Source organism: Salipiger sp. PrR007, assembly GCF_010499845.1.
GTDB classification, from domain to species: Bacteria; Pseudomonadota; Alphaproteobacteria; order Rhodobacterales; family Rhodobacteraceae; genus Salipiger; species Salipiger pacificus_A.
In genome coordinates, this window is the sequence record NZ_JAAGOZ010000015.1 from 41,304 (window position 1) to 67,640 (window position 26,337).

The following is a 26,337-nucleotide window of genomic DNA, read 5'->3' on the forward strand; positions in this document are numbered from 1 at the left end:
GGGGTGTCACTGTCCGCGCCGGCGGCGGTGCCGCAGGTGGACAGGGGCCAGACTTCGCGAAAGTCCTTGCGATTTAGTTAAAATATCCGGGGTGGGCGCTGCCAGATGCCGAGGAGAGAGCTCCGCGCCCCGCAGGGCGCGGAGTATCGTTGTCCGCAGGGCCGGCTCAGCCGACGGTGGCGGTCACGATGAATTCGACGAAATAGTCGGGGGTCGCGAGCTTGGCTTCGCCGGTGGCGCGGGCCGGCGGGTTCGCGGGGTCGACCCAGGCGTCCCAGACGGCGTTCATCGCGGCGAAATCTGCCATGTCGGCCAGCCAGATCGTGGTGGTCAGCAGGCGCGACTTGTCCGAGCCGGCCTCGGCCAGCAGCCGGTCGATCGAGGCGAGCGCGTCCTTGCACTGCGCGGTGACATCCGCGCCTTCGCCGACCTGGCCAGCGAGGTAGACGATGCCGTTGTGCACGACGGCCTGGCTCATGCGGGCGCCGGGTTCGATGCGGGTGATGGTCATGAAACGTCCTTTCAAGGGGCGGCGGGCATCGTTCTGGAGACCCTGCCGCGGGCCAAGATGCGCGCGGGCGGGCAGGAGCTGCCCCGCGCCATCGGCCCCAGTTAGACCGCCGCGCCTGACCGCATCAAGGTCTGTCGGGCCGGTCAAACCAGGGCGGCCTGCACCGAGTAGCCCAGCCAGCCGATGGGATCGCGCGGCAGCCGCAGGCGATGATCCCAAGTTATGGACTGAGGCCCGCGCCGCCCCGGGAAGTGTCAAAAACCCAGGCCCCCCAAAAGCTTGCGCAACGGCGCTTCGGAAGGGCCTCCCGAGGCGCCCTTCGTGACGCGACGAAACCCCTGCGGGCTTTTCCTATTTGATCATAAAATGATCGACACAGAGCAAAAACTGACCGAACCTTGAGCAATCGCGCCTCGTGACGCTGCGAAGCCTGTTTGAACCGACCTCGGGGTGGGGAGATTGGCGGCAGCGGCGCCGGAGCGCGCAGCGAGAGACCAAGAAACTTCAGGGAGACGACCATGACCCGACATACCCCGTCGCGGACCATGCGCATCGGTGCAGCACTGCTGACCGCCGCGCTGCTGTCCAGCACCGCGCTGACCGCGCAGGCCGAGACGCCGCCGAACATGCTGGTGATCGCGCAGCGCATCGACGACGTAAAGACCATGGACCCGGCCGAGAGCTTCGAGTTCACCGGCTCCGACATCAGCCGCAACGTTTACGAGAACCTGGTCGACTTCGACCCGATGGATCTCGACGCCGGCTTCCAGCCCGCGCTGGCGGAAAGCTGGGAAGTGTCCGAGGATGGCACCCAGATCACCTTCACCATGGCCGATGGCCACGTCTTTGCCTCGGGCAACCCGGTGACGGCGAAGGACGCCGAGTTCTCGCTGCGCCGGGCGGTGCTGCTGAACAAGACCCCGTCCTTCATCCTGACCCAGTTCGGCTTCACGCCGGAAAACGTCGAAGAGACCATCGTTGCACCCGACGAGAAGACCCTCGTGCTGAAGCTCGACAAGGCCTATGCCGTGTCCTTCGTGCTGAACTGCCTTGCGGCGACCATCGGCGGCATCGTCGACATGGAAACCGTCATGGCCAACGAGCAGGACGGCGACATGGGCAACGCCTGGCTGCGGGACAACACCGCCGGGTCTGGCCCCTACAAGCTGGCGTCCTGGAAGCCCGACGAGAGCTACACGCTGGATCTGAACCCCGAGTACACCGGCGACGCGCCCGCGATGAAGCGCGTGATCGTGCAGCACATCCAGGAAAGCGCCACCCAGCGTCTGCAGCTCGAGCGCGGTGACGTCGACATCGCCCGCAACCTCTCGCCCGAGGATGTGGCCGGTCTCGAAGGCGTCGACAGCGTCAAGGTGGTCGACGAGCTGCGCGGCCGCCTGATGTATTGGTCCGCCAACCAGAAGAACGAGTACCTGTCGAACCCGAAGGTGCTCGAGGCGATGAAGTTCGCCACCGATTACACCGGGATGCAGGACAGCTTCCTGAAGGGCCAGTACATCAACCACCAGGCCTTCCTGCCGAAGACGTTCATGGGCGCGGTCGACGATCTGCCCTACAGCTTCGACGTGGAGAAGGCCAAGGCGCTGCTCGAAGAGGCGGGCTACCCGGATGGCTTCGACATCACCATCAACGTGCGTGATGCGCAGGACCGGATCGACATCGGCCAGTCGCTGCAGAACACCTGGGGCCAAATCGGCATCAACGTCGAGATGATCGTGGGCACCGGCGCGCAGACGCTGGACACCTACCGCGCCCGCGAGCATGACATCTATCTCGGTGCCTGGGGCCCGGACTATCCCGACCCCAACACCAACGCCGGCACCTTCGCCTACAACCCCGACAACTCGGATGAGGCAGGCGCGACCGGCCTGCTGGCCTGGCGCAACGCCTGGGATCTGCCGAAGATGAGTGAAGAGACGCTCGCGGCCGTGGTCGAGCAGGACAGCGAGAAGCGCGCGGAGATGTACCGCGAGCTACAGCGCGAGTTCATGAAGACCAGCCCCTTCGGCATCATGTTCCAGCAGATCGAGCAGAACGCGATGCAGGACGGCGTCGAGCACTTCGTGGCAGGTGGCGCAACCACCGCGGTCTCTTACTGGGTCGTGACGAAGTAAGCCCGTGAGCCAGTCTGCAACCAACACCGGAGGAGGGCGCGCTGCGTCCTCCTTTCCGCCAAGCTGGCTGAAGAAATTCGTCAGCCTTGCCTTCACCGTGGCGATCACCCTTCTGGGCCTGCTCTTCGTCACCTTCATGATCGGCCGCGTGATGCCGATCGACCCCGTGCTCGCGGTCATCGGCGAGCGCGCCTCTCAGGCGCAATACGACCAGGTCTTCCAGGAGCTCGGCCTCGACCAGCCGCTGATCGTGCAGTTCGGCATCTATGTCAGGGACGTGCTGCAGGGCGATTTCGGCACCTCGATCCGCACCGGCAAGCCGGTTGCCGAGGACATTGCGCGCGTCTTCCCCGCCACGCTGGAACTCGCCACGCTGGGCACGCTTCTGGGCGTCGTCCTCGGCGTTCCGCTGGGCGTTCTCGCCGCGGTCTACCGCGGCAGCTGGATCGACCAGATCTCGCGGCTGATCGGCCTTGTCGGCTATTCCATGCCGATCTTCTGGCTCGGCCTCATGGGCCTGCTGATCTTCTACGGCATCCTTGGCTGGGTGGCCGGGCCCGGGCGGCTCGGCGTCTTCTACGAGGGGCTGGTGCCGACGCGCACGGGCCTGCTGCTGGTCGACGCGATCATCGCCGGCGACTGGGACGTGTTCAAGGACGCGCTGTCGCACATCATCCTGCCTGCCTGCCTGCTGGGCTATTTCAGCCTGGCCTACATCAGCCGGATGACCCGCAGCTTCATGCTCGAGCAGCTGAACTCGGAATATGTCATCACCGCCCGGGTGAAGGGGCTGAGCGAATGGCACGTGGTCTGGCGCCATGCCTTCCGCAACATCGCCATCCAGCTCATCACGGTGATCGCGCTGGCCTATGCCAACCTGCTCGAAGGCTCGGTGCTGACCGAGATCATCTTCGCCTGGCCCGGCATCGGCAGCTACATCACCACCTCGCTTCTGGCCAACGACATGGCCTCGGTCCTTGGGGGCACCGTCGTGATCGGAACGATCTTCGTGTGCATCAACATCTTCTCGGACCTTCTCTACCGCTTCTTCGATCCGAGGGCCAAATGACCTCGCACACACCTACCGACGCCAAGCCGGGCCTGAAGGCCTGGCTGCTGAGCGACACGCCGCAGTCCCGCGGGCAGGCGCGCGCCGCCGCCTGGTACCAGGGCTGGCTGAAACTGACCTCCAACAAGCTGACCTCGCTCGGCCTCATCGTGCTGGTGCTGCTGGTGCTGGCGGCGCTCTTCGCGCCGATGCTGGCCACCGACAATCCCTTCGTTCAGGACCTTGGCGCGCGGCTCAAGCCGCCGGGCTGGGAGGGGCATATCTTCGGCACCGACAGCCTTGGCCGCGACATCTATTCGCGGCTGCTCTACGGCGCGCGGATCTCGCTCTACATCGTGCTTCTGGTGGCGCTGGTGGCGCCCTTGCTGGGCCTCATCATCGGCACCACCGCGGGCTATTTCGGCGGCTGGGTCGACACGGTGCTGATGCGCGTCACCGACATCTTCCTCGCCTTCCCGCGGCTCATTCTCGCGCTGGCCTTCGTGGCGGCGCTGGGGGCGGGGATCGAGAACGCGGTGCTGGCGATCTCACTGACCGCCTGGCCGCCCTATGCGCGGATCGCCCGGGCCGAGACGCTGACCATCCGCAACTCGGACTACATCCACGCCGTCCGCCTGCAGGGCGCGGGGCCGGTCCGGATCATCACCAAGCACATCTGGCCGCTGTGCATCTCGTCGCTGGTGATCCGGGTGACGCTCGACATGGCGGGGATCATCCTCACCGCGGCGGGTCTCGGCTTCCTCGGTCTCGGGGCGCAGCCGCCGAGCCCGGAATGGGGCGCGATGATCTCGGAGGGGCGCAAGTACATCCTCGACTACTGGTGGGTCGCCACCATCCCCGGTCTCGCCATCTTCGCCATCTCGCTCGCCTTCAACCTGATTGGCGACGGTCTGCGCGACGTGCTCGACCCGAAGGAGAGCGGCAAATGAGCAATCTTCTGGATATCGAGAACCTCTCGGTGCGCTTTCCCACGCGCTCCGGCACCTTCGAGGCGGTGCGGGGGATCTCGCTCTCGCTCGGCAAGGAGCGTCTGGGGATCGTCGGCGAATCCGGCTCGGGCAAGTCGATGACCGGCCGGGCGATCCTTGGCCTCATCCGCAAGCCGGGGCAGGTGACTGCGGACCGGCTGGAGATGCAGGGCGAAGACCTTCTCACCGCCTCACCCAAGCGCATGCGGGCGATCCGGGGCAAGCATATCTCGATGATCATGCAGGATCCCAAGTACTCGCTGAACCCGGTGATGACGGTGGGCGACCAGATCATCGAGGCGCTGCGCACCCATGAGAAGGTGAACAAGGCCGAGGCCTACAAGCGCGCGCTCGAGATGCTCGAGGCCGTGGCGATCCGCGAGCCGGAGCGGGTGATGAAGCTCTACCCGCATGAGGTTTCGGGCGGCATGGGCCAGCGCATCATGATCGCCATGATGCTGATCCCCAACCCCGAGATCCTGATCGCCGACGAGCCCACTTCGGCGCTCGACGTGTCGGTGCAGCTGCAGGTGCTTGAGATCATGGACAAGCTGGTGCGCGAGCGCGGCATGGGACTGATCTTCATCAGCCACGATCTCAACCTCGTGGCCGGGTTCTGCGACCGGGTGGCGGTGATGTATGCCGGGCGGATCGTCGAGGTCTGCGAGGCGGGCAAGCTGCACGAGGCGAAACACCCCTACACGCTGGGACTGCTCAATTCGGTCCCCGATCTCGAACGCCCCCGGCCGCGGCTGGAGGCGCTTGCGCGCGATCCGAACTGGCGCGAGGCCCCTTCCGTGAGTGCGATGCTATGAGCCAGCCAGAGATTCAGATCGAGGGGCTCGAGGTCTTCTTCGGCGACGGTCACGAGCGCACCCGCGTGGTGCATGGGATCGACCTGAACGTTGCGCAGGGTGAGAGCTACGGGCTCGTCGGCGAGTCCGGCTCGGGCAAGTCGACGGTGCTGCGCGCGCTGGTTGGGCTGGTGCCGGACTGGCTGGGGACGATGAGCGTCGGCGGTGAGCCATTGCAGCGGCTTGGCCGCTCGAAGGCATTCTACCGCACGGTTCAGATGGTGTTTCAGGATCCCTATGCCTCGCTGCATCCGCGCCAGACCGTGGACCGCGTGCTGAGCGAGACGCTGGCGCTGCACGGCATCAAGGACCGGGTGGATGCGCGCATCGACAAGCTGCTGGAACAGGTGGGGCTGGGCGGCGGCTTTCGCTTCCGCTATCCGCACCAGCTTTCGGGCGGGCAGCGGCAGCGGGTGGCGATTGCCCGGGCGCTGGCACCCGAGCCCAAGGTGCTGCTGCTCGACGAGCCGACCTCGGCGCTCGACGTGTCGGTGCAGGCCGAGATCCTCAACCTGCTGTCGGACCTGCGCGCCGAGTTCGGCCTGACCTATCTGATGGTCAGCCACGACCTGGGCGTCATCGGCCACATGTGCGACCGCGTGGCGGTGATGCAGACCGGCGAGATCGTCGAGACGCTGGAGGTGGAGGCGATGCGCAGGCTGCAAGCCGAGCACCCCTATACCCGCCACCTGCTGGACAGCGCGCTGCGCTCCTCGGGCCACGCGGGCATGGCCGAGGCAGAGCGCTCGGCGATCTGAAGCCGGCGCCCTTCGCGCGCCATCAGCACCCGGGCAGGCACCTGTCCGGGTGCTCTCATTCTGGGGAAAGGATCAGCTCCGGGGCGGCTCCGCGATCAGCAGGTCGCTGTCGGCGAAGGCGGCGCGCAGGTCCGACATGAAGCTGTGCAGCAGCCCCGAATAGGGCACGCCCCGGCGGGTGTACATCACCGCCTTGACCTCGCAGGCGGGCAGGAAGGGCTTGCAGACCAACGCCTCGGTGGCATGGGTGGTGGCGGAATAGGGATCGACCACGGTCACCCCGAGGTGCTGCGCCGCCAGCGCCGTGGCGGTGGCGCAATAGCGCACCTCGATGCGCGGGGCGTAGGTGGCGCCGACCTGCTCGTAGGCCTTGCGGACCAGCTGCCCGAGGTTCGAGCCCATCTCCAGCCCGACCAGCGGCTCGGCCTGCAGATCGAGCGCGGTGAGATGGGGCTTGGCGGCGAGCGGGCTGCCCTTCGGCACCAGGGCCACCATATGGGCGCGCTGCAGCACGTCGACGTTCACCGTGGTCTGCCGGTCGTGGTCGATGGCAAGGCCGATGTCGGCCTGACCGCTCTGCACCGCGTCCTTGACCTGTTCCAGCCGCCGCACGTCGAAGGCGACCGAGACGTCAGGCCGCGCCTCGAGAAATCGGCGCAGGGCGACAGGGGCCACCGAGTAGCCGAGCGGCGGCGTGGCAATCACCTTGAGCCGCCCGGCCATGCCGAGCTTCATGTCGCGCGCCCGCTGCGAGAAACCGCGCATCAGCGCGAAGACCGGGCGGATTTCCTCGTAGAGCGCCTTTGCCTCGGCGGTGGGCTGCAACCTTCGCCCGGTGCGCTCGAAGAGGGTGAGCCCGAGCTGGGTTTCCAGCTGTCGCAGCCCCGCCGAGACCGCCGGCTGCGAGATGCGCAGCTGCTCGGCGGCCTCGACAGTGGTGGCGCAGCGCATCATCGCCGCGAAGATCTCCAAGAGCCGCAGCGAGACGTCCGGAAGGCCCGGCTCGGTGGTCATTCGGGGGCTCCGACCAGTCCCAGCGCCATGGCGGCGGCGGCTTGCACCGGATCGATCACCGCGATGCCGATGTCGCGCTCGAGCCGTGCCCGGATCGGCGCCATGCCGGCGCAGCCCAGAACCACCGCGCCCGCGCCCTTGTCGGCCAACTCGCGCCCAAGGGTCACGCACATGCCATAGATCTCCGGGTCGCGCCCCGAAGCCTCGGCCGAGACGCCGGGCAGGGCGAGTTCGGCGGCAAGGCGGCTCTCAACCCCCATGGCACGGATCTTCACTCGGTGGCGGGCGACCGAGCCGGGGGCCAGCGCGATGATCCCGAAGAGATCGGCGCGGGCCATGGCGGTAAGAATGCCCGCCTCCTGCACGCCGATCACCGGCTGCTTGACCAGCGTGCGGGTCAGCTCCACGCCCGGATCGGAGAAGCAGGCCGAGACATAGGCGGCGGCATCGGGCCGCGCCTGCGCCGCCTCGGCGACGCCGAGCCCGACGCGGGCGACGTCCTCGGCGGTCATGATCGTCGCGGGCGAGGCGGGCAGATCGGTGACCTCGAACGCCGGGCCGTGGGCCGGGGCGAGATGGGCGATGGCGTCGCGGATGCCCTGCGTGACGCTGGCGGCGGAGTTGGGGTTGATGATCAGGATCGGGCCCATCAGCGCAGCTCCGCGCCGAAGTTCTGCGCCGGATCGAACTCCTTGGCGGTGACGCCGGGCCTGCCGCGCAGGTCGACCGGCTGGCGCGCGACGAAGCGGCCCTGGCCCTCTTTTGCCTTCAGCTCGCCGTGCTCGACGATCACCGCGCCCCGGTTCATCACGAGCTCGGGCTTGCCGATGATCTCCATGCCTTCAAACGGCGTGTAGTCCATGTTGTCGTGCTGGTCTGCCGCGGTGACGGTCACCCGTGCCTCGGGGTTCCAGATGGCGATGTCTGCGTCCATGCCGGGCGCGATACGGCCCTTGCGGTCGCAGCCGAAGGTCTTGGCGGCGTTGGTGGACGAAAGCGCCACGAACTGCTCGAGGGTGATCCGCCCCTTCACCACCCCTTCGGAGAAGAGATAGGGAAGACGCGCGGCGATGCCGGGCATGCCGTTGGCGATCTTGGGATAGGGAATGTCCTTCCCGTTCAGGAACTTGCCGGTCTCGTCGAAACGGTAGGGCGCGTGGTCCGAGCTGACGCTCTCGAAGGTGCCCTGCGCGATATGGTGCCAGAGCGCGTCCTGCGTGCGGTGGTCACGCAGCGGCGGAGAACAGATGTATTTCGCGCCTTCCATGCCCGGCCGGTCGAGGTCTTCGCGGGTGAGGGCGAGGTACTGCGGGCAGGTCTCGGCAAAGAGCTTGGCGCCGTTGAATTTCTCCCGGCGGACGATCTCGGCCCCGCCTTGCGTCGAGACGTGCACGATGAAGAGCGGCGCGTCGACCAGCTTGGCCAGCTGGATGGCGCGGTTGATCGCCTCTTCCTCGGCCAGCTCGGGGCGCGAGATGGCGTGGTATTTCGGTGCCGTGAGCCCCTTGGCCGCGAGCCGCTTGTTCATCCATTTGACCATGTCGTTGTTCTCGGCATGGACCATGGTGATCGCGCCATGTGCGCGCGCGACGGTGAGGATGTCGAGCATCCCGCCATCGCCGAGATTCATCAGGTCATAGGTCATGAAGACCTTGAAGCTGGTGATGCCGCGGGCAAAGGCGCGGGGCAGCTGGTCCTCGAGCACCTCGGGCTTCGGGTCGGAGATGATCAGGTGGTAGGAATAGTCGATGACCGAGCGCGCGGCGCGGGCGTCATAAGTGGCGATGACGTCGTCGACCGACTGGCCGCGCTGCTGCGCCGCGAAGGGGATGAACGAGGAGTTGCCGCCATGGGCCGCCGAGATCGAGCCCGAGAGGTAGTCGTCGGCGGTCATCACACCCGAGGAGCTTTCCTGCGCGATATGGGCGTGGGCCTCGATGCCGCCGGGCACGACGATGCGCCCGCCCGCGTCGATGCGGCGGTCGCCGCCCTCGAGCTTTTCGGCCACCGCGGCGATGCGCCCGTCGCGGATGCCGATGTCCCCCTTCGCCGTGTAATCGGCGGTCGCGATCAGGCCGCCGTGGATCACCGTGTCGAATTGCATCTCGTCTCTCCTTGCCGGCCGCCATGGGCCGCTGTCCGTCTGTCCCCGCGGGGACGGGCGCCGGGGAGGGCTCCCCGGCGCGCCTGTCTTATTCGGGCACCTTGACGCCGGTCTGGCTGGCGATCAGCCCGTAGTGCTCGATCCGGCGGTGCGCCGCGAAGTTGAAGACGGTCGACTTGCCGAAGTCGCATTTGGCGAAATCCGCCTCATGCACGATCAGCTCGTCGCCCTCGCCTTCGGCTTTTGCCACAACGAAGCCGTCGGGGTCGACGATGATCGAACCGGCGAACATGTGGTTGCCGTCTTCCATGCCGCATTTGGCGACGGCCACGGCATAGGTCGAGTTCTGGTAGGCGCCGGCGCAAACCGAGAGCTCGTGGTGGTACATGCGGCGCTCGATGCCTTCTTCCTTCGACAGGTTGTTCTGCGAGGGGGTGTTGTAGCCAATGGTCACCAGCTGCACGCCCTGCAGGCCGAGCACGCGCCATGTCTCGGGCCAGCGGCGATCGTTGCAGATCGCCATGCCCATGATCACGTCCTGGTTCCTGACGACGCCGAAGCCGGTGTCACCGGGCAGGAAGTAGCGTTTTTCGAGATGCTGGTGGGTGCGCTCGGGCTCGAACTCGGCATGGCCGGGCAGGTGGGTCTTGCGATAGGTCAGCACGATCTCGCCCTCGGGGGAAACGATGATCGAGGTGTTGAAGTGCTCGCCCTCAGGGGTCAGCTCGCAATAGCCAAAGGTGAAGCCCATGCCGCAGGCCTTCGCCTTGTCGAAGAGCGGCTGCACCGCCGGGTTCGGCATCTGGGTCTCGAACCAGTGGTCGAACTCGGCGCGGTCCTCGACGTAGAAGCGCGGGAAGAAGGTGGTCAGCGTCATCTCGGGGTAGACGAGGAACTTCACACCCTTGCCGTGGGCCTCGTCCATCAGCGCGACCATCCGGGCGACGACTTCGTCGCGGGTCTCGTCCTTCTGGATGCCGCCGATCTGGGCGCCGCCGATAATCATCTTCGTCATGGGTCTTTCCTTTCAGGGACGTTCAGTGCACCGCGAGCCCGCGCTGGTACCGCGAGATCAGGCGCACCAGCGGCCAGAGGATCGCGAGGTAGATCAGCGCCGCGAGGATCAGCGGCGAGGAGTTGTAGGTGACCGAGCGGGCCATGTTGGCCGAGTAGAGCAGCTCGGAAAGCGAGACGACCGAGGCGAGCGAGGTCAGCTTGACCACCTCCACGGTGTTCGAAAGCAGGTCGGGCAGCACGTTGCGCACCGCCTGCGGCAGGACCACATGGGTCAGGGTCTGCGCCTTGCCGAGCCCGGTGGCGCGGGCGGCCTCTGTCTGGCCCTTCGGCACCGACTGGATGCCTGCGCGGAAGACTTCGGCGAAATAGGCCGAGTTGTTGAGGAAGAAGGCGATGACCACGGCCATGAAGGGGCTCAGATCTAGCCCGGCAAAGGGCAGGCCCGAGAAGACGAAGACCAGCAGAACCAGCGGCGGCAGCGCGCGGAAGAGGTCGATGAAGCCGACCGACGGCCATTTCAACCACTTGCTCGGCGACAGCGCACCAAGCGCCAGCAGCAGACCGCCGACGAGGCCGAGCCCGATGACCACTGCGCAAAGCTCGAGCGTGATGACGAGCCCTTTGAGCAGCAGCGGCCAGGCCTGCGCCATGATGCCGAAGTTGAAGAAGAGGTCGATGAAGTTGCTCATGTCATGCGCCCCTTACACGGCCCAGGCGTAGCGCCGTTCGAGCAGGCGCGAGAGGATGACCACCGGCAGGAAGATCGCGAGGTAGGCGAGCGCGGCCATGGTCAGCGGCGTTGCCGAGCCCGAGAAGCTCTGCGCCGACGACGAGACCGCGAGGATTTCCTTCACCCCGATCACCGAGCCGAGCGCGGTCATCTTGGTGATCGCCAGCGCGCGGTTGACCAGCGGCGGGATGCCCATGCGGATGGCCTGCGGCAGCGCGATCTCGAAGAGCGTCTGCGCGAAGCTGAGGCCGGTGGCGCGGCCGGCTTCCCATTGGCCCTTGGTCACGGCGGTGAGACCGGCCCAGAAAATTTCCTCGGCGAAGGCGGCCAGCACGCCGCCGAGCACGAGGATCAGCACCATCGGCCCCGAAAGGTTGATGCCGAGTCCGGGCAGGCCGAAGTAGAAGATCAGGATGACGACCAGCGGCGGCAGCGCGCGGCCGATGTCGGCGAAGGCGACGATGGGCAGGGTCAGGTACCAGCGGCCGAGCGTGCGCAGGCAGGCCAGCGCGAGGCCGAGCGCGAGCCCGCCGACCACGATGATCGCGCTGAGCCAGAGCGTCGTGACGATGGCCGAGAGCAGATCCGGCAGGTATTTCGCCATCACCGTGCCGTCGAAGAAGGTGTCGAGGAATCTCATGCGGCGCTCGGGTGCAGGCGGGAGAGGAAGGCGCGCAGGCGCTCTGATTTCGGGTTGCCGAAGATCTCCTCGGGGGGACCGGCCTCGACCACCACGCCGCCATCCATGAAGACGACGCGGTCGGCGGCCTCGCGGGCGAAGTCCATCTCGTGGCTGACCACGACCATGGTCATGCCCTCGTCGCGCAGCTGTTTCATCACCTTGAGCACCGAGCCCACCAGTTCGGGGTCGAGCGCCGAGGTGGGCTCGTCGAAGAGCATGACCTTGGGATCGAGCGCCAGCGCCCGGGCGATGGCGACGCGCTGCTGCTGGCCGCCCGACAGCTCGGACGGCATGGCCTCGGCCTTATGCGCCAGCCCGACGTGCTCGAGCATCTCCATGGCGCGGGCCTTGGCCTCGGGCTTCGACCGTTTCAGCGCCTTGACCTGCGCCAGCATGACGTTGGCCAGCACCGACTTGTGCGGGTAGAGGTGGAAGCCCTGAAACACCATGCCGATCTTCAGCCGCATCTTGTCGAGCGCGGCGCCGTGGCAGGCTGTGACATGCGCGCCGTCGAGAAGGATGCTGCCCGAGGTGGGCTCTTCGAGCCGGTTGCAGCAGCGCAGCATGGTGGATTTGCCAGAGCCCGAGGGGCCGATCACGAAGACCAGCTCGCCCGGCTTCACGCTGAGGTCGATCGAGGTCAGCACCTGGGTGTCGCCGAAACGCTTTTCGAGCTGGTTGATCTCGAGCATCGGTCTTTGGTGGACCTTGGCAGAGGCGGGAGAGGGGGCTGCGTGCATGCGTAAACTTTCGATGAACGGGCGGGGCGGCGGGCGCCCCGCCCGGAGATGTCAGGGAGCAGTGTCAGCGATCAGAAGTCGCAGGAGACCTCATGCGCGGTCTCGTCGTAGCCGTCGAAACCGGGGGTGCCGTAGCCGGGGGTCGGGGTGACGATGGTGGTGCCCTCGGTCGGGGTCACGCCGAACCATTTCTCGGACAGGGCGACCATGGTGCCGTCGGTCTTCAGGCATTCCAGCACGGCGTCGATCTTGTCGCGGGTCTCGACGTCGTCCTTGCGGAACGGGAAGGCCCAGACGAGGCCCGTGGGATACTCGTAACTGAGATCAATGCGCGGGTTCTGCTTGGCCGCCCATGCCGAGACGGTGGCACCGGCGAGGTTGGCGTCGGCGCGGCCGGTCGAGACCGCCTCGACCGCGTCGGTGTTGGTGCCGTAGGCGACGACTTCCCAGCCGTATTCACCGGCCTTGTCGTTCAGGAAGCTCTCGTAGACCGAGCCCTTGTTGACCGCGATGGTCTTGCCCTTGAAGGCGTCGAGACCCTCCATCGCCTCTGTCCCCGCGGGGACAGTGAAGGCAAAGTTGGTGTCCATGAAGCCCTCGGAGAAGAGCAGGTTCGACGCGCGCTCCTCGGTGACGGTGGTGGGGGCGACGAGGAAGTCGTAGGTGCCCGCCTGCAGCGCCGGGATGAGGCCGGAGAACTGCGCTGCGACCATCTCCATCGGGACGCCGAGCTTCTCGCCGATGGCGGCGGAGAGATCGATATTGAAGCCCTCGACCCCGCCCGAGAGGCTGGGCATGGCGTGGGGGGCAAAGGTGCCGTCGAGCGCGACCTTGTACCCTTCGGCATGGGCCGGGATGGCGGCAAGGGCGGTGAGCGCGGCAGAAAGCAGAAGGCTCTTGGGTGTCATGGGGTGGCTCCGTGTTGGATGATCTGTTTTCTTGGCATCGAGAGGATGCGAGACGTGATCTCAAAAAGCCGCCGGGCCCGGGGAGGAGCAATACAAATCAGGATTATAATGGAACTATAATAATAAGGTCAGTTTATACTTGGCCGCTCGCTACCGCTCGGATCGGCGCGGCCGGTTGCGGAAACCACAATTACAAGACAATGATTTTATTGAGTTATTTTTATCTTCGCCCGACCACCTGACGTGACCTTCTGACGCCCGCGCAGACGGCGCATTGCGCCAAGGCGCCTCTGCAGCCCCCCTTTACGATGCCTGCGGAATGGGCAATCCCTGAGCCACCACGCGCCGGGCGATGCGTCCTGCGCTTCTCAAACGCTCAAGGGGCCAGCCATGAAATCCCTCTTCCACCTCGCGATTCACGTCACCGACCTCGATGCGGCGCGCGCCTTCTACGGCGACGTGCTGGGCTGCGAGGAAGGCCGCTCGACCGACAGCTGGGTCGATTTCGACTTCTTCGGCCACCAGCTCTCGCTGCACCTCGGCGAGCCTTTCCCGGTGACCCGCACCGGCAAGGTCGGCGAACACATGGTGATGATGCCGCACATGGGCGCGGTGCTGCGGCTCGATGACTGGCTGGCGCTGGCGGATCGGCTGGCCGAAAAGGGTGTCGCATTCGACATCCCGCCGGTGATCCGCTTCGAAGGCGAGCCGGGCGAGCAGCGCACCATGTTCTTCTTCGATCCCTCGGGCAACCCGATCGAGATCAAGGGCTTCAAGGATTTCGACGGTCTCTTCGCCGCCTGATCAGCCCCACATGTCGCGCATCTGCGCGGCGATGTCGATCCGCCCCGGCGCCGGGGCGGGTCTGCTGCCCTGAGGGGCCGGCGACCAGTGCTCGCTCTCGAAATGTCCGAGCATCTCGCGCGGGATGAAGCGGGTGCGCGTGGCGTAGACGTGCCGGTCGCCACCCCGGCTCTGCTGCGTCACGTAGAACCGCAGCGGCAGGCCCAACGTCAGCCGGTCCTTGGCGCGGGTCATCGCCACATAGAGCAGCCGCCGCTCCTCCTCCAGTTCCGGAGTCGATCCCGTGCCGAGGTCCGAGGGAATGCAGCCATCGACCGCGTTGAGCAGGTAGACTGATTTCCACTCCTGCCCCTTGGCCGAATGGATGGTCGACAGGATCAGGTAATCCTCATCCTTCAGCGGCACCCCCGAGCGGTCCGAGGTGGCGTCGGGCGGATCGAGCGTCAGCTCGGTCAGGAAGGCCTCGGCCGAAGGGTAGCCAAGCGCGATCTGCTCGAGCTGCAGCAGATCGTCGCGGCGGGTGTCGGCATCCTCGTGGATGCGGGTGAGATGCGGCTCGTACCACGCCCGCGCCAGCCCGATGGCGGCGGGCCAAGGCGCGCGCGTGGTCATCGCGGCGACGAACCCGGGCCAGTCGGCCTCGGCCTTGGCCGGGGGCGCAACATCGGCCAGCGCCGCCGCGGGATCGGGCGAGAGATCCAGCGCATCGAGGATGTTCGCCGCCGACTTCGGCCCGATGCCGGGAATGAGCTGCAGCACCCTGAAACCCGCCACCCGGTCGCGCGGGTTGCGCGCCAGCCGCAGTACCGACAGCAGGTCTTTTACATGGGCGCTGTCGAGGAACTTCAGCCCGCCGAATTTCACGTAAGGCACGTTGCGCCGGGTCAGCTCGGCCTCGAGCTGCACCGAGTGGCTGGAGGTGCGGAAGAGCACGGCCTGCTGTTTGAGCGCAGTCCCGGTCTCGCGGTCTTCCAGAATGCGGTCCACCATGTAGCGCGCCTGATCGGCCTCGGTGCTGACGGTCACCAGCCGCGGCTTCTCGGCCGAGGCGCGGGTGGTCCAGAGGTTCTTGGTGAAGCGCTCGCGCGCCTGTCCGATCACCGCGTTGGCGGCCTCGAGGATGGGCGCCGTCGAGCGGTAGTTGCGGTCGAGCGTGATGACATCGGCAGGCGGGGCAAAGGCGGCGGGAAAGTCGAGGATGTTGCGCACCGTCGCGGCGCGGAAGGCGTAGATCGACTGCGCGTCGTCGCCCACCACGGTCAGCCCGCGCCCGTCCGGCTTCAGCGCCAGGAGGATCCGCGCCTGAAGCCGGTTGGTATCCTGATACTCGTCGATCAGTACATGGTCCCAGGCGCCGCCGATATGGGCGGCGAACTCCGGGTCGGACATGACCTGTGCCCAGGCCAGCAGCAGGTCGTCGTAATCGAGCACGTTCTGCGCCTGCTTGGCGCGGACATAGGCGCCGAAGAGGGCCTTCAACTCGGCCTCCCACATGGCGCACCACGGAAAGTGGTCGCGCAGCACCTCGGCCAGCGGCTCGCCGGCGTTGACAGCCCGCGAATAGATCGACAGGCAGGTGCCCTTGGCCGGAAAGCGCTTCTCGGTCTGCGACAGGCCAAGCCCGTTGCGGCAGAGGTTCATCAGGTCGGCGCTGTCCTCGCGGTCGTGGATCGAGAACTCGGGGCTGAGCCCGATGGCGGGCGCGTGCTCGCGCAGCAGCCGCGCGCCGATGGCGTGGAAGGTGCCGGCCCATGTGAGCGCCTCGGCAACGATCCCGGTGCCCATCGCCCGGGTGGTGATCGCCTCGACCCGGCGGGTCAGCTCAGTCGCCGCGCGGCGCGAGAAGGTCATCAGCAGGATGCGCTGCGGATCCGCCCCGTTCATCAGCAGATGCGCGACACGGTGCGCCAGCGTGCTGGTCTTGCCCGAACCCGCCCCGGCGATCACCAGCAGCGGCCCTGCCGGCGCCGCATCTCCGGGCCGCACTCCGAAGGTGGCGGCGGCGCGCTGGTTCTCGTTCAGCGCCGCGAGCGGGTCGGCCTGCTCCGCGGCCTTCGCTGCCGTGATCTCTACCTGTGTCATCTGCTGCCCGATCCTGCGCTGCCCTGCGGCTTGGTCTGATCGCGGCGAGCATAGCGGATCGGGAACATAATGGGAACTTGGTATTCGAAGCGACGCTGCGCGCCCGCCCCAAGAGGATCGATCTTGGGTGAAAGACGCCCCTTCGGCTTCGTCTCTTCGCAAAGACACCCGCTAGCGGCGCAAACTTGCGCTTTGCGTCCCGGCGCCGCTTGGGGGAAAAGGACCGGGACCATTGCTGGCCCGAGGACGTCTTTCGTGAGTGACACGCTCTTTCACTGGCATCCAGACTGCCGCCTGCGCGCCCCGGAGGCGCCGGGCGCGCTCTTGCACGAGCTGCGCGCCGCGCTGACGGAGGGGGCAGGCTTCACCATCGGGCCAGAGGGAATCGCGCGGTTGCCGCTGGCCGATCGCGGCATTCTGCAGAGCCGATCCTCGGGCACCACCGGCACCGCCAAGGCGATCCGCCGCACGCATGGCTCGTGGATCGCCAGCTTTAGGGTAAATGCCGCGGCGCTTGGCATCTCTCCGGGCGATGCCTACGGCGTGCTCGGCGCGCCGCAGCATTCTCTGGCGCTCTACGCCATCGCCGAGGCGGCCTGGCTGGGGGCGGACCTGCTCTGCCTCGACGCAGTGCGCCCCGCCCGGCAGGCGGCAGCGCTGCACGCGGCGGGGGCGACGGTGCTCTATGCCACGCCGACGCAACTGCGACTGCTTTGCGCGGCGGGGCAGGGGCTTCCGGCGCTGCGCCACATTCTTTGCGGCGGCGGGCGGATGCCCGCGGGGCTCCGGACGCGCATCGCCGAGCTTTGCCCGGGCGCGGAACTTCGGGAATTCTACGGCGCGGCAGAGACCAGCTTCATCGCCTGGGGCGACGCGGAGGGGCCGGGCGGGGCGGTGGGCCACGCCTATCCGGGCGTTGAGATCCGCATCGATGCCCCCGAGGGAGAGTTCGGCGAGATCTGGGTCCGCAGCCCCTATCTCTTCGAGGGCTATGCCGAAGGCACCAGCGCCGACACCCGCTGGCGGGACGGCTTTCTGAGCGTGGGCGAGATGGGCAAGCTCGACGCGCACGGGACGCTCGCCGTCGCGGGGCGGCGCAGCCGCATGGTCACCATCGCCGACCGCAACGTCTTTCCCGAGGACATCGAGGCGCTGCTGCTCGGCGATGCCGGCGTGCGCCACTGCGCGGTGGTGCCGCGCCCCGACCCGAGGCGCGGCGTGCACCTGGTGGCGGTGATCGCGGGCGGCTGTGACGCGGCCACGGCCGGGCGGCTCCTGGCGCTCTGCCGCGCGGCCGTCGGCCCTCTGGCGGCGCCGCGGCGGGTGATTGGCCTCGAGGATTTCCCGCTCACCGTCTCGGGCAAGCCCGACCTGCGCGAGATCGCCCGGCGGCTGGGGGACGGTCCATGAGCGGCGTCCGCATCCTCGCGGCGCTGCGCGCACCGGTGGCGCCCCGCGGCGGGGCGCTGTCGCGGCTGGAGCTTCACGAACTGGCCGCGCCCGTCTTGCGTTCGGCCGTTGCAGAGGCGGGGCTCACCCTTGATGAGGTCGACGAGCTGGTGCTCGGCAATGCGCTCGGCGCGGGCGGCAATCCGGGACGGCTGGTGGCGCTGGCGGCGGGTCTGCCCGAGCGCGTGGCCGGGCTCACCCTCGACCGGCAGTGCTGCGGCGGGCTCGACGCGTTGGTGATGGGCGCCGCACTGATCGCCGCGGGGCAGGCCGAGGTGGTGCTGGCGGGCGGGGTCGAATCCTACTCGCGGCGTCCACTGCGGCTGCGCACCGACCCGGACGGCGGCCCCGCGCGCGGCTACGATCGCCCGCCCTTCACCCCATGGCCCGCGCTGGACCCGGAGATGGACGCGGCGGCGGATGCATTGGGGCAAGAGGGCGGGATTTCGCGCGCGGCGCAGGATTTCTGGGCCATCGAGAGCCACCGCAAGGCGCTCTGCGCCGATCTCTCCGCCGAGATCATCCCGCTCGCGGGGCTCCCGGGCGACGCCTTCACGCGCGCGCTCTCGCCGCGGCTGGCGGCGCGGGCGCCGGTGCTCTCGGGCTCGATCACCGCCGCCAATGCCGCCGTGGCAGCGGATGGGGCGGCGCTCTGCGTGCTGGTCTCGGAGCGCGTGGCGGCGCGGCTCGGGCGGCAGGGCCTTTGCTATCTCGGCGGGCTGACGCTGGGCGGCCGGCCGTACCGGCCCGGACTCGCGCCGGTGGCGGCAATCCGGACCCTGCTCGACCGGCACGGGCTGCGCGCGGAAGACCTGAGCGTCGCCGAGGTGATGGAGGCCTACGCCGTGCAGGCCATCGCCTGCGTCGAGGGCGCAGGGCTCGATCCCGAGATCGTCAATCCCGGCGGCGGCGGTCTGGCGCGTGGGCATCCAGTGGGGGCCTCTGGTGCGATCAACGCGGTGAGGCTGTTTCACGAGCTGCGAAAGCGCGGCGGCACGGGGATTGCCGCCATCGCGGCGGCGGGCGGGCTCGGGACGGCGGTGCTGCTGTCTAGCTGAAACCGCGCAAGCTGGCGTAGGTTTCGAGCGTGTCGCGGGCGGTTTCGACCTTGTTCACCGGAGCCTCGGGGTCGGCTCGCCCCAGCGCCATGCCGCAGACCACCAGCTCGTCGTCGCCGAGGCCGAGATGGGCGTGGGCGACATCCGCATAATTTGCCAGCGCGCCAATGCCGCAGGTGGCGTAGCCCATGCCTTGGGCCGCCACCATCAGCGCCATCAGAGCCATGCCCAGGTCCATGAAGCAGCCCTTGCCCATCTCGGGCTCGATGGTCACGACGATCCCGACCGGGGCGTCGAAGAAGGCGTAGTTGCGGGTGAACTGGTCGCGGCGGCCGACGAGGTCGCGGCGCGCGATCCCCAGCGCTGCGTAAAGCGCATATCCCGCGGCGCGCTGCTTGGCCTTCAGCGCGGGTGGCAGGGGGGTGGGGAAATAGGAATATTGCGCGACCTGCGGTCGACCCTCCTCGATGGCCCCGAGCAGCGCCGCGCTGAGATCGGCCAGCGGCGCGCCGGTCAGTGCGTGGAACCGGCCGGGCTGCAGGTTTGCGCCGCTCGGCGCCGAGCGCGCCGCGCGCAGGATCCGCTCGAGATCGGCGCGCGGCACAGGGTCTTTCAGGAAGGCGCGGGCGGAGCGGCGCGCGAAGAGCAGCTCCTCCGCCGGCGACAGGCTCATGCCGGGATCACCCGCGCGAGAGCAGGCTCGCCGGGCGCGAGCGGGCCAACGCCGAGGTGATGAGCCCCGCCAGGACCGCCTTGATCACGTCGCCGGGGATGAAGGCGGTGACCAGCAGGGTGGCCTCGGGGATGGACTTGCCGAGGGTGACCGACATGCCCAGGACGCCGAAGACGTAAAGCACCAGGATGCCGCCGACCACCGAGGCGATGGCGGAGACCAGCGCCAGGTTGCCGCGCCAGCGCTCGACGATGAAGCCGGTGACGAAGGCGGCGACCGGCCAGCCGACGAGGAAGCCCACGGTGGGCGAGGCGAAGACGCCGAGACCGCCGCGTCCGCCGGCCAGCAGCGGCAGGCCGAGCGCGATCAGCGCGATGAACAGCAGGCAGGCCAAGGCACCGCGTTTCGCGCCGAGCACCGTGCCGGCAAGCATCACGCCCAGGGTCTGCGCGGTGATTGGCACGCCGAAGGCGAGGGTGAACTTGGGGATCAGCCCGAGCCCGGCGATGAGCGCGGCAAAGAGCGCGACATGGGTGAGATTGCGTTCCAAGGCGGATCCTCCTATCCGGTCGTGTCTGGCGGCTCGAGACCGCCCCGGGCGCGCAGCGCCTCGGCGACATGTTCTGCATCATCAATGGCCAGCGCCGCAAGGGGCATCACGACCTGCCATCCGGCGCGGCGGGCCGAACGGGCGCGCCAGGCCTCGGTGAGTTGCCCGCCCTTGCGGGCGATCGAGGGGGTGAAGCGGACCACCAGCGCGACCGAAAGCTCCAGTGCACGGGTCGACAGACCAAAGCGGCGGAAGGGGGCCAGCAGCCAGGTCGCGACCGCGACCATGTCGGTGAGCCGCGTGGTCATGGTGACAAAATTCGCCAGCGTCAGCGCCGCCAGCAGGCGAAGCGCGACGGCGAGGCCCTCGGCCAATTGCCCGGTGACCAGGTGCCAGGCCGCGATCAGCCCGAGAAAGGGCAGCAGGATGCGCAGGCTGCGCGCGGCCTCGGCCGCGAACGTCAGCCCGCCGGACAGCACCAGAGCCACCACCCCCGCGAGCGCGAGCGCGAGCGGCCGCGGATCCTGCACTGCGAAAAGCCCGACCGTCGCCAAAGACAGTGCCGCGAGCTTGACGCCCGCCGGCACCCGATGGGCCCAGGTTTCAACCGGCGAGGTCAGAGAGATCATCGCGCCCTCCCCAAAGGCGCATCTGCGCCTCGAACTGGCCCAGCACCTCGGCCGGCGGGCCGTCGGCGCGCAGCGCGCCCTCGTCGATCCAGATCACCCGGTCGTAATGGCGCACGCTCTCGGGGTCGTGGGTGATGTGCAGGATCCGCGCCGCGACCTCGTCGACGTAGCGCATGAGCTGCATGCGGGTGGGGATGTCGAGCCCGGAATAGGGCTCGTCGAGCACGATCAGCGCCGGGCGCATCGCCAGCACAGCCATCAGGCACACCAGTTGCTTCTGCCCCTGCGACAGCCCGTGGGTCGGCGCCGAGGCCCAGTGGCTCTTGCCGAAATGGGCAAGGATCATCTGCACCTCGCCCGCCGCCTCGGCGCGGCTTCGGCCGAGCTGCACAAGGCCGAAGGCGATCTCCTCCTCGACGGTGGGGAAGATGATCTGGTGGTCGGGGTTCTGGAACAGGATGCCGACCGAGCGCAGCGCCGCCTTGCGGTCGCGCGCCATGTCGCTACCGTCGATCTCGGCGCTGCCCGTGTCGGGCACCTGCAGCCCGGCGATCACCCGCGCAAGCGTTGTCTTGCCCGAGCCGTTGCGGCCGACGATGCCGATGCGCCGCTCCGCCGCGCTCAGCGAGACCTGCCGCAGGGCCTCCACCCCGCCAAGCGTCACCGAGACATTCCTGAGCTGCAGCACCCGCGCGTTCCTTTGCGATCCGATGTCGGCCCGGGGTACGACGCGCGGCGGTCCGGTTGCAATCCCTTCCGTGCCATCCGGGCGGCTGGCCGCGCCCCTGCAAGGGAGGGTCGCGGTCTGCAGGCGCCCGCCGCAGCGGGCGCCTGCCTGACTCACGCCAGCGCCTTCCGCCGCCGCGCAAGGTGCAGCGCGACTTCCACCGCCGCCAGCCCCAGCATCGACAGGCCGACCAGCGGGAAGAACACGCCCGCCGCCACGGCCATCAGCAGCAGCGTGCGGGGAAAGCGCCAGTCGGTTGGCACCTGCGGCACGCCGAGCGCGCCCGAGGGGCGGCGTTTCCACCACATGGCGGCGCCCGACACGCAGAGCCCGACCATGGCGAGGCAGGCCAGAAGCAGGACGATCTGGTTCACCAGCCCCCATTCCTGCCCCATGTGGACGGAAATGCCCCATTCGGCCCAGCGGCCGAGCGTGCCGAGGTCGGCAAGATCCGCGTCGTAGAGCACCGCGCCGCTGTATTGGTCGAGGTGGATCACCTGCTCATAGGTGATGTCATCGGGATAGACCGAAGCGGTGAACACGCCCGCCGGCCCCCTCGGCATCGACACGGAATAGCCCGGCACGATGCCAAGGCCCTCCACCGTCGCGACCACCTGGTCGAGCGTCTGGGGGACACCCTCTGCCGCCGACGACATCGGCACCGGCTGCTTCTCGATGATCCAGGGCGCGCGATCGGTGGCCTCGGAAAGCGGCACGGTCGAGCTCGGCAGGCCGGACCAGTAGCCCTCGGGCATCCCGAGCTCGAGGGCATTGGCGTATTCGTAGAACTTGCCGCCCCAGATCGCCGACCAGGGCAGACCGGTCAGCGCGAGGAACACGATGAAGACCCCTGTGTAGAGGCCGGTGACCGCGTGCAGGTCGCGCCACCAGGGACGCCCCCGCCTGGCCTTGATGGATGTTGTCCCGAGCCCCCGCCCGCGCGGCCACCACAGGTAGATGCCGCTGGCGACCAGCAGCACCATCCAGCCCGCGGCCATCTCGATGAGCCGGTTGCCGAGCCAGCCGACGTACTCCAGCGAGTGCAGCTTGCGCACCACGTACATCGCCGGGCTGCCCGCGGCGCCGCCGTCCCAGAGCGTGCCCAGCACCTCACCGGTGTAGGGATTCACGTAGACCGTATCCTTCAGCCCATCCGCGCCGAGAATGTCGATCTCGGCGCTGCGGGTCGCGGAGGCGGGCGGGGTGTAGGCCTTGAGCTCGCCCGGATGCGCCTCGAGCGCGGCGGCGGCGAGGGCCGAGGGCGCGCGCTGCGCGGTGGCAGGCTCGACGAAGCGCAGGCGGGAATAGGCCGCGTCGTTGATCTCGTCCTTGAAGAGGTAGATGCCGCCGGTGATGGCCAGGATCAGCACGAAAGGCAGGATCACAAGACCGGCGATGAAATGCCAGCGCCATACGGCGCGGTAGAGCGCGGCCGAGGCGGCGCGCGAGGTCGTTTCCGTCATGAGAAGAGTCCGATTGTCCCGGCCTCGTGCCGGGCAGGAGAGAGAGGCCCCGGGCGGCGCAGCCGCCGGGGTCTGGGTGTCGCGAAAGCCGGCACGGGGCCGTCAGACGCAGACCGGGGGCGCCCTTGGGGAATGACGGAGGTTGCGGGCCTGCGCGGCCCGATGGAGATCGTTGCATCGGCGCCAGGCGTCATGCGGCTCGAGCAGGACGTGCCGGCCATCATGGGCGCTCGACGGCGCTTCGGGTAAGCCGTGGCAGAGCGGGCAGTGGTGATCGTGGCCGGCCTCGTCGCCACAGAGCTCGTCGATCGAGCCGCCATAAAGCAGGGCGTAAGCCTCGATCTTAACGGTCTCGCGATCCGGCGCCATGCGTGCCGCAGACACCACGCTCGACAGCGCCAGCAGCACGCCGAGGGACAGGATCACCGCAAGAGAAGCCCGATTTCGCATGGCAGCCTTGTGGCACGTGGCTGCCGCCGGGGGAAGATCGGAATTGGACCTTGCGGCCCGCGCCCTAGAGCGGGGTGATCTCCAGCGTGACGCCGGGATCGGGGCGCACGGTCATGTGCATGATCGGCTCGGGGCGCGGCCCTTTCGGCGCGAAGCGGTAGCGTGACAGCAGCGTGGCGAGGATGATCCCCGCCTGCATCATTGCGAAATTCGCCCCGACGCAGACCCGCGGCCCGGCGCCGAAGGGCAGGTGCAGGTAGCGGTCCCGCTTCTGGCCTTGGGCAAAGCGCGTGGGGTCGAACTGATCCGGCCGCTCCCAGTAGGCGTGATGGCGATGCAGCGCCCAGGTGTTGACGAAGATCGTCTCGCGCGGGCGGATCTCGCGCTCATAGAGCGTGTCGGCGGCGCGCACGGTGCGCGCCAACATACCCACCGGGGGATAAAGCCGCATGGTCTCGTCGAGCACCGCGGTGATGCCCGGCATGCGCTCGAGCTCCGCGTGGCCGCAGCGGCCGCCCTGCAACACGTCCCGCGCCTCGTCCCGCGCGCGCGCCTGCGCCGCCTCGTCATGGGCCAGCAGGTAGAGCGCCCAGGCCAGCGACAGCGCCGTGGTTTCATGGCCAGCGACGATGAAGAACTGCATGTTGTGCAGAAGGTCCTTGGGCGACATGGTGCGGCCGCTCTCGGGATCCCGCGCCGCGAGCATGTGGTCGAGCAGATCGTCCGCCTCGCCCGTGGCCTGACGCCGCCGCGCCTCGATCGCGCGGGACACCATGGCGTGCATCGTCTTCACCGCGCCCCGCCCGAACAGCTCGGCCGGGCGGGGCACCCAGGGCGGCACCTCGAGGAAATCCAGCAGCGAGGCGCGGCCGACGGTGAGGAAATAGCGGGTGATCGCCTCGCCGTAGGCCTCGGCATCGAAGTGTTCGCGCCCCGACAGCGCCACGTCGCAGATCACGTCGAAAGTGGCCGACAGCATCTCGGACACCATCTCGGCGCTGCTCTGGCCGGCAAGGCGGTCGCAGGCACGTTCGGCGGTGGCGGTCATCACCGGCGCCAGAGCCTCGACGTTGCGGGCGGCGAAGACCGGAGCGATGGCGCGGCGCTGCCAGCGCCACTGCGCGCCCTCGGAGGTGAAAAGGCTGTCGCCCACCGCCGGGCGCAGCATCCGCAGCATGACCTCGGATTTGGGATAATTCTCGACGTTATCGAGAAACAGCCGCTTCATGCCCTCGGGGCCCTGCACCATGTGCCAGCGCGCGTGGCCGGTGGTGCCGGTGACGATGGGCTGGGTGTAGGCAATAGCGGGGATGATCCGCAGCACGTTGCTGCGCGCGGCCCGGAGGCTTGCGAGCATTCCCAGCGGCTCGGTCGCCGGTTCGATGCGCGGCGGCAGCGTCTGCGTCATGTGTCCTCCCGGGGCGGATAGGGAAAACCTATGCCCTGCGCCGCCGCGATCAAGTCATCGACAGGCAGGGCAGCCCCCTGCGTTCAGAGCCGGACCTTGCAGCTTTGCCCCGCGGTGCAGAAGGCGCCACCGCGTGAGGGCTTCTTGGGATTTAATGCACAATGATTCCGCGAGCTAAGCTCAAGCTTTATTTCAATTAGAAAACATACATTTATCCAATGTATGGAGCGCGCCATGGGACCAATTCACGCGCACCTGAACATCAAGCAACCTGTCCGGGAGATCGCGCGCGTGCTGCAGCGCTCGAAGGTCACGATTTATCGCGGGTCCAGTACCGGCGCGCGTATCGGCGCCGGGGCGATGGTTCTACGGACAGCGAGTTCGCCGGCCAAGGGGTTGCCGCCGCGCAGCGAGAACGGCAGAAACTTCGGACAGAGGGCGCGATACGGCAGATCTTTTCATGCAATCCATTAGATAAAGACAATGAGCGATCCGTCCGGGAGTCCCCCGGTCGGGCTGCCGGCCAGCAACGGAAAGAAGTGAGCATGAGCGTTCAAGACCAGTCCGACCTCGCGCTGCCACCGGGCAGCGCCGAACTGATGCCGCCGGAGGCTCTTGCCCGCCACCGCGCCTTCATGCGCCGAGAGGCGCCGAAGGTGGAAAGCGACTGGATGCAGGTCGACACCTACAAGGCCAGGATCGAGCCGGTGGATGCCTCGATGATCGACCGGCTGCACGAGCTGACGGTCAGCGTCTTCTGGCCGCATCGCGCCTCGGACATCGAGCTGGTCCTGGCACTCGGCACTGGCTACCTGGCGCTGGACGAGATCGGGCGGCCACTGAGCTCCGTCATGGGCTTTCCGAGCGACGATGATTTCACGATGCTGGGGATGATGGTCACCACGCCGCGGCTGCAGTCGCAGGGCACTGGCGGGCGGCTGCTGCGCCGGGCGATGACCGAACAGGCCGGCCGCGACCTGCGGCTTTCGGCGACGCGTCAGGGCTACCGCCTCTACGAGAGCGCGGGATTCACGCCGGTGCGGCTGGTCTACCAGCACCAGGGTATGGCGCGGGCGATCCGCCCCCCCGAGCCGGTGCAAGGTGTGTCGGTGCGGCCGATGCAACCCGGCGACATGGCGGCGATCCGGGCGCTCGACGCCCATGCCTTCGGCGCGCGGCGGACCGTGACCCTCGATGCGGTGCTGGGTGTCTCCGAGGTGATCGTGGCCGAGCGCGGCGGCGAGGTCGAGGGCTACGCGATGATGCGCAACTTCGGCAAGGGGCGGGTCATTGGCCCACTGGTGGCCGAGCAGGACGGCATCGCCATGCAACTCGCCGCCGAGTTCATAACGGCGCATGAGGGCGAGTTCCTGCGCCTCGACACGATCATCGAAAGCGAGCGCTTCGAGGCCTTCGTCTCGGCCGCCGGTCTCGGGGTCTACGACACGGTCACCGACATGCGCTACGGCCGCCTGCGCCGCGCGCAGAGCGGGCCGATGACCTACGGTCTGGCGATGCAGTCGCTGGGCTGAGCATCCAGACCAGCGACAGAGG

26 protein-coding genes are annotated in these 26,337 nt (G+C 68.0%); 9 read left to right on the plus strand and 17 right to left on the minus strand.

Going from position 1 to position 26,337, the window contains the following annotated elements; translation table 11 throughout:
- Positions 1-166: 166 nt before the first annotated feature.
- Positions 167-511 (minus strand): RidA family protein, encoded by a 345-nt coding sequence (locus G0Q01_RS06005; protein ID WP_164195967.1) that lies wholly within the window; start codon positions 509-511, stop codon positions 167-169.
- Positions 512-1,029: 518 nt separating this feature from the next.
- Between G0Q01_RS06005 and G0Q01_RS06010 the strand changes: the two genes are divergently transcribed.
- From G0Q01_RS06010 to G0Q01_RS06030, 5 genes are all read left to right on the plus strand, one after another.
- On the plus strand, positions 1,030-2,646 hold the full coding sequence (locus G0Q01_RS06010) for an ABC transporter substrate-binding protein (protein ID WP_235939691.1): 1,617 nt from the start codon (positions 1,030-1,032) through the stop codon (positions 2,644-2,646).
- A 67-nt stretch (positions 2,647-2,713) separates the two neighbouring features.
- Positions 2,714-3,715: an ABC transporter permease gene (locus G0Q01_RS06015; protein WP_255455555.1), complete on the plus strand. Its 1,002-nt coding sequence runs from the start codon at positions 2,714-2,716 to the stop codon at positions 3,713-3,715.
- Entirely contained in the window at positions 3,712-4,644 is a 933-nt protein-coding gene (locus G0Q01_RS06020; protein ID WP_164195965.1) for an ABC transporter permease, read from the plus strand. The genes G0Q01_RS06015 and G0Q01_RS06020 overlap by 4 nt, the downstream gene beginning before the upstream one ends.
- Positions 4,641-5,498: an ABC transporter ATP-binding protein gene (locus G0Q01_RS06025; RefSeq protein WP_164195963.1), complete on the plus strand. Its 858-nt coding sequence runs from the start codon at positions 4,641-4,643 to the stop codon at positions 5,496-5,498. The genes G0Q01_RS06020 and G0Q01_RS06025 overlap by 4 nt, the downstream gene beginning before the upstream one ends.
- Entirely contained in the window at positions 5,495-6,295 is an 801-nt protein-coding gene (locus G0Q01_RS06030) for an ABC transporter ATP-binding protein (protein ID WP_164195961.1), read from the plus strand. The genes G0Q01_RS06025 and G0Q01_RS06030 overlap by 4 nt, the downstream gene beginning before the upstream one ends.
- A 72-nt stretch (positions 6,296-6,367) precedes the next feature.
- Here G0Q01_RS06030 and G0Q01_RS06035 read toward each other — a convergent pair whose 3' ends face one another.
- The 8 genes from G0Q01_RS06035 to G0Q01_RS06070 form a co-directional block, all read right to left on the minus strand.
- The gene (locus tag G0Q01_RS06035; RefSeq protein WP_164195959.1) at positions 6,368-7,309 is read right to left on the minus strand and encodes a LysR family transcriptional regulator; all 942 of its coding nucleotides are present in this window, start codon (positions 7,307-7,309) and stop codon (positions 6,368-6,370) included.
- Entirely contained in the window at positions 7,306-7,959 is a 654-nt protein-coding gene (locus tag G0Q01_RS06040; protein WP_164195957.1) for an aspartate/glutamate racemase family protein, read from the minus strand. Before G0Q01_RS06040 ends, G0Q01_RS06035 begins: the two co-directional genes overlap by 4 nt.
- Complete coding sequence (gene hydA / locus G0Q01_RS06045) at positions 7,959-9,413, minus strand: dihydropyrimidinase (protein WP_164213091.1); 1,455 nt, start codon at positions 9,411-9,413, stop codon at positions 7,959-7,961. The genes G0Q01_RS06040 and hydA overlap by 1 nt, the downstream gene beginning before the upstream one ends.
- Before the next feature lie 88 nt (positions 9,414-9,501).
- Positions 9,502-10,428: an N-carbamoyl-D-amino-acid hydrolase gene (locus G0Q01_RS06050; RefSeq protein ID WP_164195953.1), complete on the minus strand. Its 927-nt coding sequence runs from the start codon at positions 10,426-10,428 to the stop codon at positions 9,502-9,504.
- Between the two features lie 22 nt (positions 10,429-10,450).
- Positions 10,451-11,119, minus strand: a complete 669-nt coding sequence (locus tag G0Q01_RS06055; protein WP_164195951.1) for an amino acid ABC transporter permease — start codon at positions 11,117-11,119, stop codon at positions 10,451-10,453.
- A gap of 12 nt (positions 11,120-11,131) precedes the next feature.
- On the minus strand, positions 11,132-11,800 hold the full coding sequence (locus G0Q01_RS06060; RefSeq protein WP_108970913.1) for an amino acid ABC transporter permease: 669 nt from the start codon (positions 11,798-11,800) through the stop codon (positions 11,132-11,134).
- Positions 11,797-12,534, minus strand: a complete 738-nt coding sequence (locus G0Q01_RS06065) for an amino acid ABC transporter ATP-binding protein (RefSeq protein ID WP_164196036.1) — start codon at positions 12,532-12,534, stop codon at positions 11,797-11,799. Before G0Q01_RS06065 ends, G0Q01_RS06060 begins: the two co-directional genes overlap by 4 nt.
- Before the next feature lie 119 nt (positions 12,535-12,653).
- Positions 12,654-13,490, minus strand: a complete 837-nt coding sequence (locus G0Q01_RS06070; RefSeq protein WP_164213092.1) for a transporter substrate-binding domain-containing protein — start codon at positions 13,488-13,490, stop codon at positions 12,654-12,656.
- Positions 13,491-13,880: 390 nt separating this feature from the next.
- On the opposite strand from G0Q01_RS06070, the gene G0Q01_RS06075 reads away from it, so the two are divergent.
- On the plus strand, positions 13,881-14,294 hold the full coding sequence (locus tag G0Q01_RS06075) for a VOC family protein (RefSeq protein WP_164195947.1): 414 nt from the start codon (positions 13,881-13,883) through the stop codon (positions 14,292-14,294).
- Here G0Q01_RS06075 and G0Q01_RS06080 read toward each other — a convergent pair whose 3' ends face one another.
- Positions 14,295-16,376: an ATP-dependent helicase gene (locus tag G0Q01_RS06080; RefSeq protein WP_164195946.1), complete on the minus strand. Its 2,082-nt coding sequence runs from the start codon at positions 16,374-16,376 to the stop codon at positions 14,295-14,297.
- Between the two features lie 255 nt (positions 16,377-16,631).
- On the opposite strand from G0Q01_RS06080, the gene G0Q01_RS06085 reads away from it, so the two are divergent.
- Positions 16,632-17,786, plus strand: a complete 1,155-nt coding sequence (locus G0Q01_RS06085; protein WP_164195945.1) for an AMP-binding protein — start codon at positions 16,632-16,634, stop codon at positions 17,784-17,786.
- The gene (locus G0Q01_RS06090; protein ID WP_164213093.1) at positions 17,783-18,883 is read left to right on the plus strand and encodes a thiolase family protein; all 1,101 of its coding nucleotides are present in this window, start codon (positions 17,783-17,785) and stop codon (positions 18,881-18,883) included. The genes G0Q01_RS06085 and G0Q01_RS06090 overlap by 4 nt, the downstream gene beginning before the upstream one ends.
- On the opposite strand, the gene G0Q01_RS06095 is transcribed toward G0Q01_RS06090, so the two are convergent.
- The 7 genes from G0Q01_RS06095 to G0Q01_RS06125 all read right to left on the minus strand — a co-directional run bounded on the left by G0Q01_RS06095 (position 18,876) and on the right by G0Q01_RS06125 (position 24,783).
- Complete coding sequence (locus G0Q01_RS06095; RefSeq protein WP_164195943.1) at positions 18,876-19,556, minus strand: nitroreductase; 681 nt, start codon at positions 19,554-19,556, stop codon at positions 18,876-18,878. The genes G0Q01_RS06090 and G0Q01_RS06095 overlap by 8 nt on opposite strands.
- 7 nt (positions 19,557-19,563) lie before the next feature.
- A complete protein-coding gene (locus G0Q01_RS06100) occupies positions 19,564-20,106 on the minus strand; it encodes a biotin transporter BioY (RefSeq protein WP_164195942.1) in 543 nt (180 codons plus the stop codon).
- Between the two features lie 11 nt (positions 20,107-20,117).
- On the minus strand, positions 20,118-20,735 hold the full coding sequence (locus G0Q01_RS06105) for a CbiQ family ECF transporter T component (protein ID WP_108970922.1): 618 nt from the start codon (positions 20,733-20,735) through the stop codon (positions 20,118-20,120).
- The gene (locus G0Q01_RS06110) at positions 20,710-21,423 is read right to left on the minus strand and encodes an ABC transporter ATP-binding protein (protein ID WP_164195940.1); all 714 of its coding nucleotides are present in this window, start codon (positions 21,421-21,423) and stop codon (positions 20,710-20,712) included. Before G0Q01_RS06110 ends, G0Q01_RS06105 begins: the two co-directional genes overlap by 26 nt.
- A 152-nt stretch (positions 21,424-21,575) precedes the next feature.
- Positions 21,576-22,925, minus strand: a complete 1,350-nt coding sequence (locus tag G0Q01_RS06115; RefSeq protein WP_164213094.1) for a PepSY domain-containing protein — start codon at positions 22,923-22,925, stop codon at positions 21,576-21,578.
- A gap of 102 nt (positions 22,926-23,027) precedes the next feature.
- Positions 23,028-23,375, minus strand: coding sequence for a hypothetical protein (locus G0Q01_RS06120; protein ID WP_108970925.1), 348 nt, complete (start codon positions 23,373-23,375; stop codon positions 23,028-23,030).
- 64 nt (positions 23,376-23,439) lie between these two features.
- Positions 23,440-24,783, minus strand: coding sequence for a cytochrome P450 (locus tag G0Q01_RS06125; protein ID WP_164195934.1), 1,344 nt, complete (start codon positions 24,781-24,783; stop codon positions 23,440-23,442).
- 545 nt (positions 24,784-25,328) lie between these two features.
- Here G0Q01_RS06125 and G0Q01_RS06130 point away from each other — a divergent pair.
- Positions 25,329-26,315, plus strand: coding sequence for a GNAT family N-acetyltransferase (locus G0Q01_RS06130; protein WP_164195933.1), 987 nt, complete (start codon positions 25,329-25,331; stop codon positions 26,313-26,315).
- The last annotated feature ends 22 nt before the right edge of the window (positions 26,316-26,337 follow it).

Coding starts and splice junctions, on each gene's coding strand:
- G0Q01_RS06005 (WP_164195967.1), bottom strand. CDS start 511: ATGACCATCACCCGCATCGAACCCGGCGCCCGCATGAGCCAGGCCGTC.
- G0Q01_RS06010 (WP_235939691.1), top strand. CDS start 1,030: ATGACCCGACATACCCCGTCGCGGACCATGCGCATCGGTGCAGCACTG.
- G0Q01_RS06020 (WP_164195965.1), top strand. CDS start 3,712: ATGACCTCGCACACACCTACCGACGCCAAGCCGGGCCTGAAGGCCTGG.
- G0Q01_RS06025 (WP_164195963.1), top strand. CDS start 4,641: ATGAGCAATCTTCTGGATATCGAGAACCTCTCGGTGCGCTTTCCCACG.
- G0Q01_RS06030 (WP_164195961.1), top strand. CDS start 5,495: ATGAGCCAGCCAGAGATTCAGATCGAGGGGCTCGAGGTCTTCTTCGGC.
- G0Q01_RS06035 (WP_164195959.1), bottom strand. CDS start 7,309: ATGACCACCGAGCCGGGCCTTCCGGACGTCTCGCTGCGGCTCTTGGAG.
- G0Q01_RS06040 (WP_164195957.1), bottom strand. CDS start 7,959: ATGGGCCCGATCCTGATCATCAACCCCAACTCCGCCGCCAGCGTCACG.
- hydA (WP_164213091.1), bottom strand. CDS start 9,413: ATGCAATTCGACACGGTGATCCACGGCGGCCTGATCGCGACCGCCGAT.
- G0Q01_RS06050 (WP_164195953.1), bottom strand. CDS start 10,428: ATGACGAAGATGATTATCGGCGGCGCCCAGATCGGCGGCATCCAGAAG.
- G0Q01_RS06055 (WP_164195951.1), bottom strand. CDS start 11,119: ATGAGCAACTTCATCGACCTCTTCTTCAACTTCGGCATCATGGCGCAG.
- G0Q01_RS06060 (WP_108970913.1), bottom strand. CDS start 11,800: ATGAGATTCCTCGACACCTTCTTCGACGGCACGGTGATGGCGAAATAC.
- G0Q01_RS06065 (WP_164196036.1), bottom strand. CDS start 12,534: ATGCTCGAGATCAACCAGCTCGAAAAGCGTTTCGGCGACACCCAGGTG.
- G0Q01_RS06070 (WP_164213092.1), bottom strand. CDS start 13,490: ATGACACCCAAGAGCCTTCTGCTTTCTGCCGCGCTCACCGCCCTTGCC.
- G0Q01_RS06075 (WP_164195947.1), top strand. CDS start 13,881: ATGAAATCCCTCTTCCACCTCGCGATTCACGTCACCGACCTCGATGCG.
- G0Q01_RS06080 (WP_164195946.1), bottom strand. CDS start 16,376: ATGACACAGGTAGAGATCACGGCAGCGAAGGCCGCGGAGCAGGCCGAC.
- G0Q01_RS06090 (WP_164213093.1), top strand. CDS start 17,783: ATGAGCGGCGTCCGCATCCTCGCGGCGCTGCGCGCACCGGTGGCGCCC.
- G0Q01_RS06095 (WP_164195943.1), bottom strand. CDS start 19,556: ATGAGCCTGTCGCCGGCGGAGGAGCTGCTCTTCGCGCGCCGCTCCGCC.
- G0Q01_RS06105 (WP_108970922.1), bottom strand. CDS start 20,735: ATGATCTCTCTGACCTCGCCGGTTGAAACCTGGGCCCATCGGGTGCCG.
- G0Q01_RS06115 (WP_164213094.1), bottom strand. CDS start 22,925: ATGACGGAAACGACCTCGCGCGCCGCCTCGGCCGCGCTCTACCGCGCC.
- G0Q01_RS06120 (WP_108970925.1), bottom strand. CDS start 23,375: ATGCGAAATCGGGCTTCTCTTGCGGTGATCCTGTCCCTCGGCGTGCTG.
- G0Q01_RS06125 (WP_164195934.1), bottom strand. CDS start 24,783: ATGACGCAGACGCTGCCGCCGCGCATCGAACCGGCGACCGAGCCGCTG.
- G0Q01_RS06130 (WP_164195933.1), top strand. CDS start 25,329: ATGAGCGTTCAAGACCAGTCCGACCTCGCGCTGCCACCGGGCAGCGCC.